12 protein-coding genes are annotated in these 17,001 nt (G+C 72.3%); 9 read left to right on the forward strand and 3 right to left on the reverse strand.

The genetic code is table 11. The features are described from left to right. The first annotated feature begins 398 nt into the window (after window positions 1–398). Together guaB and HHX40_RS05520 are read left to right on the forward strand one after the other, a co-directional pair. On the forward strand, window positions 399–1,883 hold the full coding sequence (gene guaB, locus HHX40_RS05515) for an IMP dehydrogenase (RefSeq protein WP_182874060.1): 1,485 nt from the start codon (window positions 399–401) through the stop codon (window positions 1,881–1,883). Window positions 1,884–1,916: 33 nt separating this feature from the next. Further along, a complete protein-coding gene (locus HHX40_RS05520) occupies window positions 1,917–3,032 on the forward strand; it encodes a GuaB3 family IMP dehydrogenase-related protein (RefSeq protein ID WP_138460483.1) in 1,116 nt (371 codons plus the stop codon). Window positions 3,033–3,128: 96 nt separating this feature from the next. On the opposite strand, the gene nagA is transcribed toward HHX40_RS05520, so the two are convergent. Beyond that, window positions 3,129–4,262: an N-acetylglucosamine-6-phosphate deacetylase gene (nagA, locus tag HHX40_RS05525; protein ID WP_182879649.1), complete on the reverse strand. Its 1,134-nt coding sequence runs from the start codon at window positions 4,260–4,262 to the stop codon at window positions 3,129–3,131. A gap of 177 nt (window positions 4,263–4,439) precedes the next feature. Here nagA and HHX40_RS05530 point away from each other — a divergent pair, with 177 nt between their 5' ends. Beyond that, the gene (locus tag HHX40_RS05530; protein ID WP_182874057.1) at window positions 4,440–6,197 is read left to right on the forward strand and encodes a glycerol-3-phosphate dehydrogenase/oxidase; all 1,758 of its coding nucleotides are present in this window, start codon (window positions 4,440–4,442) and stop codon (window positions 6,195–6,197) included. A gap of 5 nt (window positions 6,198–6,202) precedes the next feature. Here HHX40_RS05530 and HHX40_RS05535 read toward each other — a convergent pair whose 3' ends face one another. Then, complete coding sequence (locus HHX40_RS05535) at window positions 6,203–8,173, reverse strand: beta-propeller domain-containing protein (protein WP_182879650.1); 1,971 nt, start codon at window positions 8,171–8,173, stop codon at window positions 6,203–6,205. 124 nt (window positions 8,174–8,297) lie between these two features. Here HHX40_RS05535 and HHX40_RS05540 point away from each other — a divergent pair, with 124 nt between their 5' ends. The 6 genes from HHX40_RS05540 to HHX40_RS05565 all read left to right on the forward strand — a co-directional run bounded on the left by HHX40_RS05540 (window position 8,298) and on the right by HHX40_RS05565 (window position 16,309). After that, on the forward strand, window positions 8,298–8,873 hold the full coding sequence (locus tag HHX40_RS05540; RefSeq protein ID WP_182879651.1) for a TetR/AcrR family transcriptional regulator: 576 nt from the start codon (window positions 8,298–8,300) through the stop codon (window positions 8,871–8,873). Window positions 8,874–8,961: 88 nt separating this feature from the next. Continuing rightward, window positions 8,962–9,834, forward strand: a complete 873-nt coding sequence (locus HHX40_RS05545) for an alpha/beta fold hydrolase (RefSeq protein ID WP_182879652.1) — start codon at window positions 8,962–8,964, stop codon at window positions 9,832–9,834. 143 nt (window positions 9,835–9,977) lie between these two features. After that, the gene (locus HHX40_RS05550; RefSeq protein WP_182879653.1) at window positions 9,978–11,534 is read left to right on the forward strand and encodes a succinic semialdehyde dehydrogenase; all 1,557 of its coding nucleotides are present in this window, start codon (window positions 9,978–9,980) and stop codon (window positions 11,532–11,534) included. A gap of 14 nt (window positions 11,535–11,548) precedes the next feature. Further along, on the forward strand, window positions 11,549–13,267 hold the full coding sequence (locus HHX40_RS05555) for an FAD-dependent oxidoreductase (protein WP_182879654.1): 1,719 nt from the start codon (window positions 11,549–11,551) through the stop codon (window positions 13,265–13,267). A 169-nt stretch (window positions 13,268–13,436) separates the two neighbouring features. Further along, the gene (gene guaA, locus HHX40_RS05560) at window positions 13,437–14,984 is read left to right on the forward strand and encodes a glutamine-hydrolyzing GMP synthase (protein ID WP_182874051.1); all 1,548 of its coding nucleotides are present in this window, start codon (window positions 13,437–13,439) and stop codon (window positions 14,982–14,984) included. Window positions 14,985–15,031: 47 nt separating this feature from the next. After that, complete coding sequence (locus tag HHX40_RS05565; RefSeq protein WP_310737953.1) at window positions 15,032–16,309, forward strand: acyltransferase; 1,278 nt, start codon at window positions 15,032–15,034, stop codon at window positions 16,307–16,309. On the opposite strand, the gene HHX40_RS05570 is transcribed toward HHX40_RS05565, so the two are convergent. Then, a complete protein-coding gene (locus tag HHX40_RS05570; RefSeq protein WP_182879655.1) occupies window positions 16,248–16,991 on the reverse strand; it encodes a polysaccharide deacetylase family protein in 744 nt (247 codons plus the stop codon). The two genes, HHX40_RS05565 and HHX40_RS05570, sit on opposite strands and share 62 nt — an antisense overlap. Window positions 16,992–17,001 lie beyond the last annotated feature (10 nt).

A 17,001-nucleotide genomic window follows, 5' to 3' on the forward strand; every position in this document is an offset into this window, starting at 1 on the left:
AGAATAGCCCGGCCTTTTCGTGTTGTCCGTTCCGTTCGCACATTCGGCATCACCGCGCCCGATTGTTTATGTATGAATGCGATGGTTTGTATTTGTTCCGGGTGGATCTTCGAAATAGCGGGGAATGCATCTTTGTGCAGTTGCAACTTGCGACATTGCGCATGGACGCTGCGTGACGCATCCTTAACGCAGCGTTAACCGGAACGCCGCCTCGGCCGGGCGCGGAGGGGGGCTCGACGAGCGCGGCGGGCGGGACGCGCCCTGAGTGGGGGGACCGGGATCCGGTCCCCCCACTTTTTGTGCCGTCCCCCTTGACAGGTGTGCCCGGTGCGGTTTGGGGCGGCCACTAGACTGACCTCGGGTCTGGCGAGGGATCCAGGGCAGGAGGGTGCAGTCAGATGGCCAAGTTCACCGAACCGGGACTCACGTTCGACGACGTGCTCCTCGTTCCCGCCTATTCGGACCTGCAGCCGGGCGAGGCCGACACGACGACCCGGCTGTCCCGGAACGTCACGCTGCGCATCCCGCTGGTCTCGGCCGCGATGGACACGGTCACCGAGGCGCGCATGGCGGTCGCCATGGCGCGGCAGGGCGGGATCGGCATACTGCACCGCAACCTCTCCATCGAGGAGCAGGCGCAGCAGGTCGACCTGGTCAAGCGGTCGGAGGCGGGAATGGTGACCAACCCCGTCACCTGCTCCCCCGAGGACACCCTCGCCGACGTCGAACGGCTGTGCGCGACCTACCGGATCTCCGGCGTCCCGGTCACCGACGCGGACGGCGTGCTCGTGGGCATCGTCACCAACCGCGACATGCGCTTCGAGAGCGACCAGGGCAAGGCCGTGCGCGACGTCATGACCCCGATGCCGCTGGTGACGGCTCCGGTGGGCGTCGACCGCGAGGAGGCCTTCCGGCTGCTGCGGCAGAACAAGGTCGAGAAGCTCCCCCTCGTGGACGAGGCGGGCCGCCTCCAGGGCCTGATCACGGTCAAGGACTTCACCAAGAGCGAGCAGTACCCGCTCGCCACCAAGGACGCCGACGGGCGCCTCATGGTCGGCGCCGCGGTGGGCGTTGCGGGCGACGCCGAGGAGCGCGCGATGGCTCTCATCGAGGCGGGCGCCGACGTCATCATCGTCGACACGGCGCACGGGCACTCGCGCGGCGTGTGCGACATGATCGCCAAGGTCAAGGCCAACAACGGGCGGGTCGACGTCATCGGCGGCAACGTGGCCACCCGCGCGGGGGCGCAGGCGCTGGTCGACGCGGGCGCCGACGCCGTCAAGGTGGGCGTGGGGCCCGGCTCGATCTGCACCACCCGGGTCGTCGCGGGTGTGGGCGCGCCCCAGCTCACCGCGATCTACGAGGCGGCGCTGGCCTGCGGCCCGGCCGGCATCCCGGTGATCGGCGACGGCGGCCTGCAGTACTCGGGCGACATCGCCAAGGCGCTGGCCGCCGGGGCCGACACGGTCATGCTGGGCTCGCTGCTCGCCGGCTGCGAGGAGTCACCCGGCGAGCTGATCTTCATCAACGGCAAGCAGTTCAAGTCGTACCGCGGCATGGGCTCGCTCGGCGCGGTGCGCAACCGCGAGCGCGGCGGCGCGTCGTTCAGCAAGGACCGGTACGCGCAGGCCGACGTGTCCGGTGAGGACAAGTACATCCCCGAGGGCATCGAGGGCCAGGTGCCCTACCGCGGCCCGGCCGCGGCGGTGGCCCACCAGCTCGTCGGCGGCCTCCGGCAGGGCATGTGGTACACCGGCTCCCGGACGATCGAGGAGCTGCACGAGAAGGCGCAGCTCATGCCGATCACGATGGCCGGGCTCAAGGAGAGCCACCCGCATGACATCCAGATGACGGTCGAGGCCCCGAACTACCATCGGCGATAGGCCAGTACCGGAAGAAACGGAAGAAAAGGCGATATGACACAGGAGATCGGGCGCGGCAAGAGCGGGCGACGGGGCTACGCGCTGGACGAGATCGGCATCGTGCCCTCCCGGCGCACCCGCGACCCGGAGGAGGTGTCGATCTCCTGGCAGATCGACGCCTACCGCTTCGACTCTCCGCTCGTGGCGAGCCCGATGGACAGCGTCGTGTCGCCCGCGACGGCGATCGAGATCGGCCGCCTGGGCGGCCTCGGCGTGCTCGACCTGGAAGGGCTCTGGACCCGCTACGAGGACCCGGCGCCGCTGCTGGAGGAGGTCGCCACCCTCGACCGGGCCGCCGCGACCAGGCGGCTGCAGGAGATCTACACGGCGCCGATCAAGGACGAGCTGATCGGCCGCCGGATCGAGGAGATCCGCGCCGGGGGCGTCACCACCGCCGTACGGCTGTCGCCCCAGCGGACGGTGCAGCACCACAAGGCCGTCATCGACGCGGGCGTGGACATCTTCGTCATCCGTGGCACGACCGTCTCCGCCGAGCACGTGTCCGGCCGGGCCGAGCCGCTCAACCTCAAGCAGTTCATCTACGAACTCGACGTCCCGGTGATCGTGGGCGGCTGCGCGACGTACACCGCCGCGCTGCACCTCATGCGGACCGGCGCGGCCGGCGTGCTGGTCGGCTTCGGCGGCGGCGCCTCGCACACCACCCGCAACGTGCTCGGCGTGGTCGTGCCGATGGCCACCGCGATCTCCGACGTCGCGGCGGCCCGCCGCGACTACATGGACGAGTCGGGCGGCCGGTACGTCCACGTCGTCGCCGACGGCGGCATGGGCGGCTCCGGCGACATCGCCAAGGCCATCGCCTGCGGCGCCGACGCCGTGATGGTGGGCTCCCCGCTCGCCCGGGCCAGCGAGGCCCCCGGCCGCGGCTTCCACTGGGGTTCGGAGGCCCACCACCCCGAGCTTCCGCGCGGCAAGCGGGTCGAGTTCGGCACGATCGGCACGCTGCGGGAGATCCTGCACGGCCCGTCGTCGCTGGCCGACGGCTCGATGAACCTGCTCGGCGCGCTGCGGCGCACGATGGCCACGGCCGGATACTCCGACCTCAAGGAGTTCCAGCGCGTCGAGGTCGTCGTCGCGCCGCCCCAGCGCTGAGCCGTCGCCAGGGAGGGCCGGGCCGCAGAGCGGCCCGGCCCTCGGCTTCTCCACACTCGACCAGGGCCGGGGCCCCGCGTTCAGGGGTGGGCTCGGTCAGGGGCGGCGGACCCAGACGCCGCGCTTCATGACACCCGCGACGCCCAGGTCCTCGTCGAGCACGACGAGGTCGGCGTATCTGCCGACGGTGATCGAGCCGGTCTCGCCGTCCAGGCCGAGGACCCGGGCGGGGGTGAGGGAGGCCATCCGGGCGGCGTCCACGAGCGAGCGCCCGACCTCCCGCACCGTACGGCGGAACGCCACGTCCATGGTGAGCGTGCTCCCGGCGATCGCCCCTCCCTCGGCGAGGCGGGCCACGCCGTCCTTCACGTCCACCGTCATCGGGCCGAGCGGATAGCGTCCGTCGCCCATGCCCGCCGCCGCCATCGCGTCGGTGATCAGCGCGGTGCGGTCCGCGCCCGCGGCGTCCATGGCCAGGCGCAGCATGGCCGGATGGACGTGGACGCCGTCGTTGATCAGTTCGACCGTCACCCGCTCGTCCTGCAGCAGCGCCGCGACCGGCCCGGGCGCGCGGTGGCCCAGCGGCGGCAACGCGTTGTAGAGGTGGGTCGCCACGGTCGCGCCCGCCTCGACGCCGTCGAGCGTCTGCTCGTAGGTGGCGTCGCTGTGGCCGAGCGCGGCGACGACGCCCTCGGCGACGGCCTCCCTCACCACGTCGAGCGCGCTCGGCAGTTCCGGCGCGATCGTCAGCATCCGGACATGGCCCCGCCCGGCCTTCACCAGCGCCCGGAACTCCGCCACGTCGGGCTCGCGCAGCAGCGTGGGCTCGTGCGCGCCGCAGCGCGACCTCGCGATGTACGGCCCCTCGAAGTGGATGCCGGCGACGAGACCCTGCTCGCACAGGTCGGCGAGCACCGACGCGGCCCGGGCGAGCGTGCCGGGCGCGGCGGTGACCAGGCTGGCCACGAGGGTGGTCGAGCCGCGGCTCAGATGGAGAGCGGCGGCCTCGGCGGCGGTCTCCGGGTCGCCGTCCGGGAAGCTCCCGCCCGCGCCGCCGTGGCTGTGGATGTCCACGAAGCCGGGGACGACCGTGCGCCCGCCCAGGCCGTGCCCGTCGCGAGGCGCCTGCCCGCGCCCGATGTGGGTGATCCTGCCGTCCTCGATGGTGAGCCAGCCGTCGTGGACGCCGTCGGGAGTGACGACACGGGCATCGGAGAGAGTCACGCTCATGCCGCCCATCCTTCCGCGTACGGCCCGCGCCCGCCGCGCGGGGTGTCTACCGCATGGGCTGGGGTCCCCGGCTTCTCGGTAGATCCTTCAGAAGGGTGGGACATAGGGGGATTCCGGGGTAACTACCGGCGGGTAGATTTACCACGGCAGAGGCGAAGGGCGTACAGAGGGAGCCCTATGACGGCGAGGATGGGGACGGGGCGGCTCGGCCCGGAGGAACGGACCGCCGCCCTGGCGCGGATGGCGGCGCAGGAACTCGACGTGGTCGTGATCGGCGGCGGGGTGGTCGGGGCGGGCGTCGCGCTCGACGCCGCGACCCGCGGGCTCTCGGTGGGGCTGGTGGAGGCGCGCGACTTCGCCTCCGGCACGTCGTCGCGGTCCTCCAAACTGATCCACGGCGGGCTCCGCTATCTGGAGCAGCTCAACTTCGACCTGGTCAGAGAGGCACTGAGGGAACGGTCCCTGCTGCTGAGGCGGATCGCGCCGCACCTGGTCAGGCCGGTGCCGTTCCTGTTCCCGCTCACGCACCAGGGCTGGGAGCGGCCGTACATCGGTGCCGGGCTCGTCCTGTACGACACGCTGGGGCTCTCCTTCGGGCTCACCCGGGGGGTGCCCGGCCACCGTCACCTCACCCGGCGCCAGGCGCTGCGGGTCGCCCCCTCGCTGCGCAGGTCGGCGTTCACCGGGGCCGTGCAGTACTGGGACGCCCAGGTCGACGACGCCCGCTTCGTGATGACGATGCTGCGCACCGCCGCGACGTACGGCGCGCACGTCGCCTCGCGGGTGCAGGCCGTGGGGTTCCTGCGCGAGGGGGAGCGGGTCACCGGGGTGCGCGTGTGCGATCTGGAGACGGGCGCGGAGTTCGACGTGCGCGCCCGCCAGGTCGTCAACGCCACCGGCGTCTGGACCGACGACATCCAGCAGCTCGTCGGCGGCCGGGGGCAGATCCACGTGCGCGCGTCCAAGGGAATCCACCTCGTGGTGCCGCGCGACCGCATCCACTCGCTCAGCGGGCTGATCATGCGTACGGAGAAGTCCGTGCTGTTCGTCATCCCGTGGGGCCGGCACTGGATCGTCGGGACCACCGACACCCGCTGGACGCTCGACAAGGCCCACCCGGCTGCCTCCCGCACGGACATCGACTATCTGCTCGACCGGGTCAACTCGGTCCTATCGGTGCCGCTGACCAGGGACGACGTCGAGGGCGTGTACGCCGGGCTGCGCCCGCTGCTGGCCGGGGAGTCCGAGGAGACCAGCAAGCTCTCGCGCGAGCACGTCGTCACCCACCCCGTGGCCGGGCTCGTCATGGTGGCGGGCGGCAAGTTCACGACGTACCGCGTCATGGCGGCGGACGCCGTGGACGCGGTCGCGCACGGGCTCGACCAGCGCGTCCCGCCGTCGTGCACCGACCAGGTGCCGCTCGCCGGGGCGGAGGGCTACCAGGCCCTGTGGAACTCCCGCCACCGCCTGGCGCGGTCATCCGGGCTGCACGTGGCCCGGATCGAGCACCTGCTGGAGCGGTACGGCTCGCTGATCGACGAGGTGCTGGCGCTCGTCGAGCAGGACCCCTCGCTGGGCCGCCCGCTCGACGGCGCGGACGACTACCTGCGCGCGGAGATCGTGTACGCCGCCACGCACGAGGGCGCCGGGCACCTCAACGACGCGCTGACCCGGCGCACCCGCATCTCGATCGAGACCTTCCATCGGGGGACCGCCGTCGCCCAGGAGGCCGCCGAGCTCATGGCCGGCCCGCTCGGCTGGGACGCCGATCAGGTCAAGCGGGAGGTCGAGTACTACACCAAGCGGGTCGAGGCGGAGCGGGCCTCCCAGGAGCAGGACACCGACCAGGAGGCCGATGCGATCCGCCTCGGCGCGCCGGAGATCGTCCCCGTCGCGCCTCCGCGCGACCTCGCGAAGGCGCCCGGGACCGCCTGACTTCCTCAGGAGAAGGGAACCCACGCCCGGTCGGCCAGGGTGGCGGCGTCGCTGACCTTGAGGCCGGCGCCGGAGAGGGTCCACAGGTCGTCACCGATGACGAGGGAACGGCGGATGCCCTGGCCGTCGGGGGCGAAGCCCTTCTTCGCGGCGGGCTTCGGATGGGTCACGACGCCCAGCTCGGTGATCGCCCGGTCGCCGACCCGCAGCGCGAGGGCGGCGGTCTCCGTGATCTCGCCGCCGGCCCAGCTCTGCAGCGGGAGCACGGCCAGCCCGGTGGCGGGCCAGTAGAGGAAGGCGTGCGGGTCCCACTCGGCCTCCGAGCCGGAGTCCTTCCGGTGGAACCGCGACAGCACCGCGGGCGCGGCCGGGTCGGCGACGTCGAACAGCGAGATCTGGGTGCCGAGCGCCCGGCCCGCCTCGCTCGCCTCCTGGCCGATGCCGATGAGCCGTCCCTCGCCCGCCGGGTGGAGATAGGCGGAGAAACCGGTGATCTTGAGTTCGCCCGTCACCTTCGGCGCGGCCGGATCCCGCAGGTCCAGCGCGTACAGCGGGTCGGTCTGACGGAAGGTCACGACGTAGCCGAGAGCGTCCATGAACCGCACCGAGTAGATCCGCTCGCCCCTGCCGAGTCCCGTCACCGAGCCGGTCGGGGCGAGAGTGCCGGCGTCGAGCACGTACACGCCGCTCTCGCTCGTGCTCGGGCTCGCGCCGAACACCTCGGCGCCGCTGGTCGTCGCCACCCGCAGACGGCCCTCGTACTCCGACAGGGAGTACTGGTTCAGCAGCCGTCCCGGCACCGAACCCGACGTGACGTAACGCGGCGCGCCGGGGCCGGAGACGTCGAAGCGGTGCACCTCCGTACGCTCGGGCGGCGCGGTGGGCGTGGGAGCGGCCCCCGAGGCTTCCGCCCCTGAGGTCTCCGGGACCGGCACCACGTCGATCGGGCGGGCCGTCCACCACTGCGGATTGCTGGTGACGTAGAGGCTGCCCGCCGTCCCGTACACCGTGTCGCCGTCGGCCGCGACCGCGATCGGTGACGTCGAACCGAACGGCGCGGCGGCGGCCAGGTCGATCGTGTGGACGGTCAGCATCGAGGTGCCGGTGAAGCTGTCGGGGTGGCTGATCCGGTCACAGCCGACCCGCTCGGTGCGGCCCGCGCCGCCGGTCTCGCCGCCGCCCGTCTCGATCTCGTACGACGGCAGCCACGCGTCGGCGGGGGCGGCCAGCACGGCCCGGCGGTTGGCGTCGAGCATCTCCCGCTCCGACGCGCCCTCCTTCGGCACCGGAAGGGCGATCTCCGGCTGGGACCGGACGACGAGCCGCACCATGGAGCCGGACTGCCGGGCGTCGACGTGCTGCCCGTGCGCGGTCATCGCGGCGAGGACGCGCGGCTCGCCGGACAGGTCCACGAGCACGTACCTCGGGCCGCCGGGACCGACCCGGGCCGCGGCCTTCGCCCCGAACGGGATCACCCCGCCCTGGAACAGCACGAGCGCGCGGTCGCCGTGGACCAGCAGATCGGCCTCGGCCCACGCCTGGTCGCCGGCGACGAGCCGCAGCGTCCCGGTGACCCGCCGGGTCCGTGCGTCCACGACGCGCAGCACGCCGCCGGTGACCGTGATCACCCGGTCGCCGTCGGTCTTGACCAGGTCGGGCTCGTCCACGCCCGCCTCGTGCGTGTTGGTGGTGGAGAACGACTGCTCGGGCGTCGCCTGCTTCGCCGCGCTCGCGTCCTCGCGGGCCGCGAAGAGCATGGCGTCGCCGAAGCCCCAGGGCGTCACGTTCCGCGCGGCGGCCCGGCGCAGCCCGTCCGTCATCTCGGCGCAGTCCGTGTACGAGACGAGCCGCACCTTTCCGGTCAGGTCCACCGGAGACGGCGGGGGGTCCTGCGTCGTACGGCCGCCCGCGTAGCCCGTGACTCCCGTCGCGAGCAGGGCGGCGAGCACGCCCGCCGTACGGATCGATGTCCTCATGTCCCCTAGACGGATCACGTCCGGCCCCGGTTCGACGGGCCGAAACCGCTTCCTCCGGCTTGGGCCCCAAGCTATAGTCTAGGGCTATTAGGAAATCAGCTAGGAAGAGAAGGGTGGCGGGCGTATGGCACGGGCCGGGCTGACGGCGGACCGCGTGACGCTCACCGGCGCCGAACTGGCGGACGAGGTCGGGCTCGAGCACGTGACCATGTCGGCCGTGGCGCGGCGGCTCGGGGTGAAGGACGCCAGCCTCTACGCGCACGTCCGCAGCCTGGAGGACCTGCGCGGGCGGATCGCGCTGCTGGCGGCGGACGAGAAGACCGTCCGCATCGCGGAGGCGATCGCCGGGCGGGCCGGCAAGGACGCGCTGGTGGCGTACGCGAACGCCTGGCGCGAGTACGCCCGCGACCACCCGGGCCGCTACACGGCGACGCAGATCCCGATACAGATCGATCCCGAGCTCGTGGCCCGGGCCTCCGGCCCGCGGCGCGCCGTCGAGCTGACCTACAGCATGCTGCGGGCCTACGCGCTGGACGAACCCGACCTGACCGACGCGGTCCGGCTGATGCGCAGCACGTTCCACGGCTTCACCAGCCTTGAGGCCGCGGGCGGGTTCGCGCACAGCCGCCCGGCGGAGGACTCCTGGGTCCGCTGTCTCGACGCCCTGCACACCCTTCTGACGCACTGGCCCCCCTCCTGACCACCGGCCCCCGTCCTGACCACCCACTCCCGTCCCAGCCACCGGCCCCCGTCCTGGCCACCGGCCCGGACGCGACGAAGGAGCCCGTATGACCAGCCCGACCATCGGCCACCTGCGCGTGGACGGGGCCACCCTGCACTACGAGGTGCGCGGCGAGGGCCCGCTCCTGCTGCTGATCCCCGGCGGCACGGGCGGCGCCGCCTCCTTCGACGGCGTCGCCGACGACCTGGCCACCGGCTACACGGTCGTGTCCTACGACCCGCGCGGCCTGTCCCGCAGTCCGCTCGACGACCCGGAGGCCGAGCAGCGGGTCGCGCAGCACGCCGACGACGCGTTCCGGCTGCTGGAACTGCTGTCTCCGGACGCGCCCGCCCGCGTGGCCGGCTGCAGTTCCGGCGCGATCGTCGCGCTGCACCTGCTGACCACCCATCCCGAGCGGGTCGGACGCGTGGTGGCGCACGAGCCGCCGGTGGTGGAGGTGCTGCCGGACGCCGCCGAGCACCGGGCGCTGCTCGCCCGCGTGAGGGACACCTTCCAGCGGGAGGGACTGATGCCCGCGGCCGCGGTGTTCGCGGCCGGTCTCAGGCGGCCCGGTGCCGACTCCGCCGACCCCGACACAGCCGCCGTGGACGCCCCCGTCGACCCCCCGAAGCCCGCCGAGCTGCCACCTGAGGCGGCGGCCCGGGTCGAGCGGACGATGGCGGACATGCCCTACTTCCTCGGGCGTATCGTGCCGAGCTTCATGGCCTACACCCCGGACGTGGACCGCCTGGAGGCCCTGTCCGACCGGCTCGTGCTCGCGGCCGGGGCGGACTCGGCCGGCGAGCTTCCCTACCGTCCCGCCGCCTTCCTGGCCGAGCGGTTCGGCACGCCGCTCGTCCACTTCCCCGGCGGGCACACCGGCCTCAGCACCCACCCCGCCGAGTTCGGCGAGCGGCTCCGCGAGGTGCTGGACGCCTGAATCCCGCACGAATCTTCCGCGATCACCCGCCGGCCGACGGGCGGGTGATCGTACGGACGGATCCGGGCGCCGGACCTCCGCCGCAGCGTGCGGGTCATTACCTACCGGTAGCCAGAGGCGGTCCTCCGGAATATTCTTCCGGCATGGGTGCCATGAATCGGCTGCTCGACGCGGCCATGGTCGAGCGGATTCTCACACACGTCTCCTCCGAGGGTAAGACGCGGGAGATCTTCGCGCCCTTCACCGGCGAGCTCCTCGCCGAGGTCCCGATCTCGGCGCCCGAGGACGTCCGCGCGGCGTACGACAGGGCCCGGGCGGCGCAGGAGGCGTGGGCGGCGCTGCCGGTCCGTGAGCGGATCAAGCCCTTCCTGCGGCTGCACGACGCGATACTCGACCGCCGCAGTGAGCTGCTCGACGTCGTGCAGTGGGAGACCGGGAAGGCGCGCCGGCACGCGTACGAGGAGCTCCTCGACGTGGCGGGCTGCGCGCTCTACTTCGCACGGCGCGCCCCCGGCCTGCTGGAGCCGCAGGGCAGGCAGGGCATCTTCCCGATCGCCACGCGGGCGGCCGAGCTGCGTCACCCCAAGGGCGTGGTCGCGGTGATCAGCCCGTGGAACTATCCCCTGGCCCTGGGGGTGACCGACGTGGTGCCCGCGCTGATCGCGGGCAACGCCGTCGTCCACAAGCCGGACACGCAGACGCCGCTGTCCGCGCTGTGGACCATCGACCTGCTGGCCGAGCTGGGCATGCCGCGCGACATCTGGCAGGTCGTGCTGGGCGACCCGGAGGACGTCGGCGATCCGCTGCTGGACGGCGCGGACTACGTCGCGTTCACCGGCTCCACGCGCGGCGGGCGCAGGATCGCCGAGGAGGCGGCCAGGCGGCTGATCGGCTGCTCGCTGGAGCTCGGCGGCAAGAACCCGATGGTCGTGCTGGACGACGCCGACCTCGACGTGGCCGCCCAGGGTGCGATCAGGGCCTGCTTCACCAACGCCGGGCAGCTCTGTATCGCCATGGAGCGGCTGTACGTGCACGAGTCGGTCGCCGACCCCTTCCGCGACAAGTTCGTTCGGGCGGCGGAGAACATGAAGATCGGCGCCGGTCTCGACTGGGACGTCCAGATGGGCTCGCTCACCCACCGGCGGCAGGTCGACGCGGTCTCCGCGCACGTCGCCGACGCGGTCGCCAAGGGCGCGACCGTGCTGACCGGCGGCCGGCCCCGCCCCGACCTCGGCCCGCTGTTCTACGAGCCGACGATCCTGGAGGGCGTCACCGAGGACATGGCCGTCTGCCGGGACGAGACGTTCGGGCCGGTCGTGTCGCTCTACCGCTTCAGGGACGAGGACGAGGCGGTCCACGCGGCCAACGACACGGCGTACGGGCTGAACGCGTCGATCTGGACCGGGGACGTCGCGCGGGGCCGCCGGCTCGCGGCCCGGATCAAGGCGGGCACCGTCAACATCAACGAGGGGTACGCCTCGGCGTACGCGTCCTACGACGCGCCTATGGGCGGGATGAAGTCGTCCGGCCTCGGCCGCCGCCACGGCTCGGAGGGCCTGCTGAAGTACACCGAGGTGCAGACGGTGGCCAGCCAGGCCACCTGGCTGGGCTTCGAGCCGATCCTCGGCATGACCTACGAGAGGTACGCCGACACGCTCGCCGGGTTGCTCAAGACCATGAAGCGCCTGCACCTCAAGTGAGAAAGGGCAGGGCGTTGGACTACGACGTGGCGGTGATCGGGTCGGGGTTCGGCGGGAGCGTGGCCGCGCTGCGGCTCAGCGAGAAGGGCTACACGGTCGGCGTCCTGGAAGCCGGCCGGAGGTTCGACGAGACGACCCTGCCGAAGACCTCCTGGCGGGTCAGGGACTTCCTGTGGGCTCCCGCGCTCGGGCTCAGGGGCATCCAGCGCATCCACGTCCTGCGCGGGACGAACGGCGTGATGGTGCTGGCCGGCGCCGGGGTCGGCGGCGGCTCGCTCGTCTACGCCAACACCCTCTACCAGCCGCTCGATCCGTTCTTCCGCGATCCCCAGTGGGCGCACATCACCGACTGGAAGGCCGAGCTCGGGCCGTACTACGACCAGGCCAGGCGGATGCTCGGCGTGGTGGAGAACCCGACCGTCACCGCCGCCGACGAGGTCATGCGGAAGGTCGCCGAGCGGATGGGCGTCGGCCACACCTTCCGCCTCGCCCCCGTCGGGGTGTTCTTCGGCGAGCCCGGGGCCGAGGTCGACGATCCCTACTTCGGCGGCGTGGGACCGCGCCGCCGCGGCTGCGTCGAGTGCGGCGAGTGCATGACCGGCTGCCGCCACGGCGCCAAGAACATGCTGACCAAGAACTACCTCCACCTGGCCGAGAAGGCCGGGGCGAGGGTCCACCCGGAGACCACGGTGACCGGCGTGCGCCCGATCGAGGGCGGCTACGCGATCACGGTGCGGCGAACCGGCCCGTTCGGGCGCACCCGTACCCTGACCGCCGCGCAGGTGGTCTTCGCCGCCGGGACGTACGGCACCCAGCACCTGCTGCACCGGCTCAGGGCGACCACGCTGCCGCGTATCTCCCCCCGGCTCGGCGCGCTGACCAGGACGAACTCCGAGGCCCTGCTCGGGTTCGAGCGGCCGGACACCAAGGGTGTGAAGCTCAACCGGGGCGTGGCGATCACCTCCTCGATCCACCCCGACGCCGAGACGCACATCGAGCCGGTCCGGTACGGCGACGGCTCCAACGCGATGGGCCTGCTGCGCACGCTGCTGGTCGACGGCGGCGGCCGGGCCCCACGCTGGCTGGGGTTCCTCGGGGCGGCGCTGCGCCGCCCGCACCTGCTGCTCCGGCTGTTCAACCACCGCAGGTGGTCGGAGCGCGCGGTGATCGCCCTGGTGATGCAGGCCAAGGACAACTCGATCACGCTCTCGCTCAGGGGCGGCAGGCTCAGGGCGGGTCCGGGCCACGGCGAGCCCAACCCCACCTGGATTCCCGCGGGGCACCGGGCCGTGCGCCTCGCGGCCGAGGAGATCGGCGGCCTGCCGGGCGGCTCCTGGCTCGACCTCTTCGACATCCCGGCGACCGCGCACTTCCTCGGCGGCTGCGCGATCGGCGACTCGCCCGAGACCGGGGTCGTCGACCCCTACCACCGCGTCTACGGGTACGAGGGCCTGCACGTCGTGGACGGCTCGGCCGTCTCGGCCAACCTCGGCGTGAACCCCTCGCTGACGATCACCGCCCAGGCCGAGCGGGCGATGGCGCTGTGGCCCAACAAGGGCGAGCCCGACCCGCGTCCCGCCCCCGGCTCGCCGTACCGGCGGGTCGCGCCGGTGCGGCCGGTCAGGCCGGTGGTGCCCGCCGCCGCGCCGGGCGCCCTCCGCCTGCCGATCGCTGGCGTCACCCACGGCGGCGTCACCCAGGGCGGCGAGGTCCCGCGCGACGGCACGTCCTGACCCACCTCTCCGCGGCCGGATGCCGCCGCCTGCCGGGGACGGCGTACCCCCCGGCGCGGACGGCGGGCGTGGGAGGGGTGAGCGCGGGCGGGGCGGGCGCGGGCGGGGCGCGTCACCGCGCCGATAGACTGGCGTCACCGCCTCGCAGCCTTCTTGGGGGTCCCTTCCAGTGTCCGACTTCGACACCGTCCTCGTCGTGGACTTCGGCGCGCAGTACGCGCAGCTGATCGCGCGACGGGTGCGTGAGTGCCACGTCTACTCCGAGATCGTCCCTTCGACGATGCCGGTCTCCGAGATGCTGGAGAGGAAGCCCAAGGCGATCATCCTGTCCGGCGGCCCATCGTCGGTGTACGCCGAGGGCGCCCCGCCCGTGCCGGACGGCCTGTTCGAGACCGGGGTGCCGACCTTCGGCATCTGCTACGGCTTCCAGGCCATGGCCAGGGCCCTCGGCGGCGAGGTCGCCAAGACCGGCGCCGCCGAGTTCGGCGGGACCTCGCTCGAGGTCCTCAGGGAGGGCCTGCTGTTCGCCGGGCTGCCCGTGGCGCAGACGGTCTGGATGTCGCACGGCGACTCGGTGGTCGGCGCTCCGGCCGGGTTCACCGTCACCGCCGCCACCTCCGCCACCCCGGTCGCCGCGATGGAGGACCCCTCCCGCGGCCTGTACGGCGTGCAGTTCCACCCCGAGGTGCTGCACTCCGAGCACGGGCAGCAGGTGCTCAAGCACTTCCTGGAGGCGGCCGGCTGCCGCCCCTCGTGGACCATGCTCAACATCGTCGAAGACGCCGTGGAGGCCGTGCGCGCCCAGGTGGGCGACGGCCGGGCGGTCTGCGGCCTGTCGGGCGGCGTCGACTCCGCCGTGGCCGCCGCGATCGTCCAGCGGGCCATCGGTGATCGGCTGACCTGCGTCTTCGTCGACCACGGCCTGCTGCGCAAGGGCGAGGCCGAGCAGGTCGAGCGCGACTTCGTCGAGGCCACCGGCGTCAAACTGCGGGTCGTGGACGCCTCCGAGCGCTTCCTCAAGGCACTGTCGGGCGTGACCGACCCCGAGGAGAAGCGCAAGATCATCGGCCGGGAGTTCATCCGGGTCTTCGAGGACGAGGCCCGCGCGATCATCGCCGACGGGCCGGTGGACTTCCTCGTGCAGGGCACCCTCTATCCGGACGTCGTGGAGTCGGGCGGCGGCACCGGAACCGCCAACATCAAGTCCCACCACAACGTCGGCGGGCTCCCCGACGACCTGAAGTTCCAGCTGGTCGAGCCGTTGCGCACGCTGTTCAAGGACGAGGTGCGGCGGGCCGGCGAGGAGCTCGGCCTGCCCCCGGCGATGGTCTGGCGACAGCCGTTCCCCGGGCCCGGCCTCGGCATCCGGATCATCGGCGAGGTCACCCGCGAGCGCCTCGACCTGCTGCGCGAGGCCGACGCCATCGCCCGTGAGGAGCTGACCCGCGCCGGTCTCGACCGCGACATCTGGCAGTGCCCGGTCGTACTGCTGGCCGACGTCCGCTCGGTCGGCGTACAGGGCGACGGCCGCACCTACGGCCATCCGGTCGTGCTGCGCCCGGTGACCTCCGAGGACGCGATGACCGCCGACTGGTCGCGGGTGCCGTACGACGTACTGGCCCGCATCTCCACCCGGATCACCAACGAGGTGCGGGAGGTCAACCGGGTGGTGCTCGACGTGACGAGCAAGCCGCCGGGCACCATTGAATGGGAGTGACCGGTAATAACCGGTGTGAATCCGGCGCGGCCGGATAGTGTGGCGCGGTGACTGCCACAGAGCGCGAGACCCCGCGGCCCGGCACCACGCCACCGCTGCACCCTGCGCAACGCCCTGCCGAAAAGGCCGCCGAACGCCCCGCCGGGGCGGGTCGGCTGGCCTGGCTGGACGCGCTGCGCGGGATCGGGGCGATGGCGGTGGTCGCCGAGCACGCGCTGCCCTGGGTGATGCCGTCGCTCCGCCCCTACTGGTTCAGCCTCGGCATGTACGGCGTGCTGGTCTTCTTCCTGGTCAGCGGGTACATCATCCCCGCGTCCCTGGAGAAGAGGGGCGACGTGGGCGCGTTCTGGATCAGCCGGGTCTTCCGCCTCTATCCGCTCTATCTGCTGGTGATCGCTCTCGTGCTGGTCATGGCGATCTGGGTGCCGGTACGCCAGGAGGTGCCCCGCCACCCCTCCGCCGTGGCGGCGCACCTGAGCATGCTGCTCGACGTCGTCCACGTCGGCGCCGTCGCCGACCCGATGTGGACGCTGTCGTACGAGATGGTGTTCTACCTGCTGGTGACCGCGTTGTTCGCGGGCGGGTTGCACCGGCGCAGCGGGGCGCTGGCGATCGTCTTCGGGGTGGTCGCGGTCGTCGCCGGACTGGTGCTCTCGGCGCCGCTGCTGCCGGGTCACTGGCCGGCCGTCGCGGCCTGCGTGGTCTTCGTCGCGGGCCTGGCCTGCCTGATCATCGGCCGGTTCCGCACGGCCGCGGCGTACGCGCTGGGCCTGATGGCGCTCGTGCTGCTGCTGTTCGGCAGCTTCGTGCCGTGGTTCGGCGCGGCCATCCTCGCGGTGATGTTCACGGGGACCGCGCTGTACCGCTGGGAGCGGGGCACGGCCGGGCTCGGCCCGGTCGTGGCCGCGGCGGTCCTCGTGGCCGCCGCGCCCGTGTGGTCGGTGCAGGCCGGCTGGTGGTGGGTGCAGCCCGACGTGTGGATCACCACGATCGTGCTCGCCGGGGTGACGTTCGCGATCGGCATGGCGCTGCGCGGCAGACGCGTACCCGGCGTGCTGACCTGGCTCGGCCTGATCAGCTATTCGGTGTACCTGCTGCACCATCCGCTGCTGAGGTATCTCAACGCGCTCGTCGGTGACCTGAAGTCGGTGACCGACCCCGGCCGGGCGGCCATCACGCTCGGCTACCTCGCCGGGACGCTCACGCTGAGCTGGCTGACCTACCGCTTCGTGGAGTCGCCGGCCCAGCGCCTGGGCCGGCGGTTCACTCGACGGTCATCGTCATCGAGTCACGCGTCGGGTCGGGATATACCTGTCCCGGGATGAGCTCCTCGCCCTCCAGCAGGGTGGACACGGTCACGAAGTGGTAGCCCTGCGCGGTCAGCTCCTTGAGCACCTTCGGCATCGACTCCACGGTCTCTTTGACCGTCTCGTGCATCAGGACGACCTCGCCCTCCCCGGCGATCTCCAGGGCGCGTGAGGTGAGGAAGTCCACGTTCCGGTAGTCCTTGATGTAGTCCTTCGTGGCGGTCGTGCCCGGGATCTGGATGAGCCCGAACTTGGCGGTGAGCTCCTCCACGCCGCCGTTGCGCAGCCCGCCGGGCGCGCGGAAGACCACCGGCGCCTTCCCGGTCGTCTTCGTGATCAGCCGCTGGGTGTCGCCGATCTTCTTGTTGATCTCGGCGTACGTGAGCTCGGTCAGATACCTGCCGTCCCACGAGTGGTTGCCGATCTCGTGACCGGCCTTGGCGATGGCCTGGGTGAGCTTCGGGTGCTTCTTCACCTCGGAGCCGATCAGGAAGAACGTGGCCTTCGCCTTGTACGTGGCGAGGGTCTTCAGCAGTGTCTGGTTGTACTGCCCCGGACCATCGTCGAAGGTCAGGGCGATGCACTTGTGGGTCGCGCAGAACGGCTCACGGGCCGCGCGAGCATGGGCGGGGGCGGGGAGGGCGGCGGCCGTCGCGAGGGCGCACGCGACCGCGAGGGGGATCAGACGACGTACGGCCATGGGGGTACTC

Origin of the sequence: Microbispora sp. H10949 (genome assembly GCF_014161435.1) — a bacterium.
Taxonomy (GTDB): domain Bacteria; phylum Actinomycetota; class Actinomycetes; order Streptosporangiales; family Streptosporangiaceae; genus Microbispora; species Microbispora triticiradicis.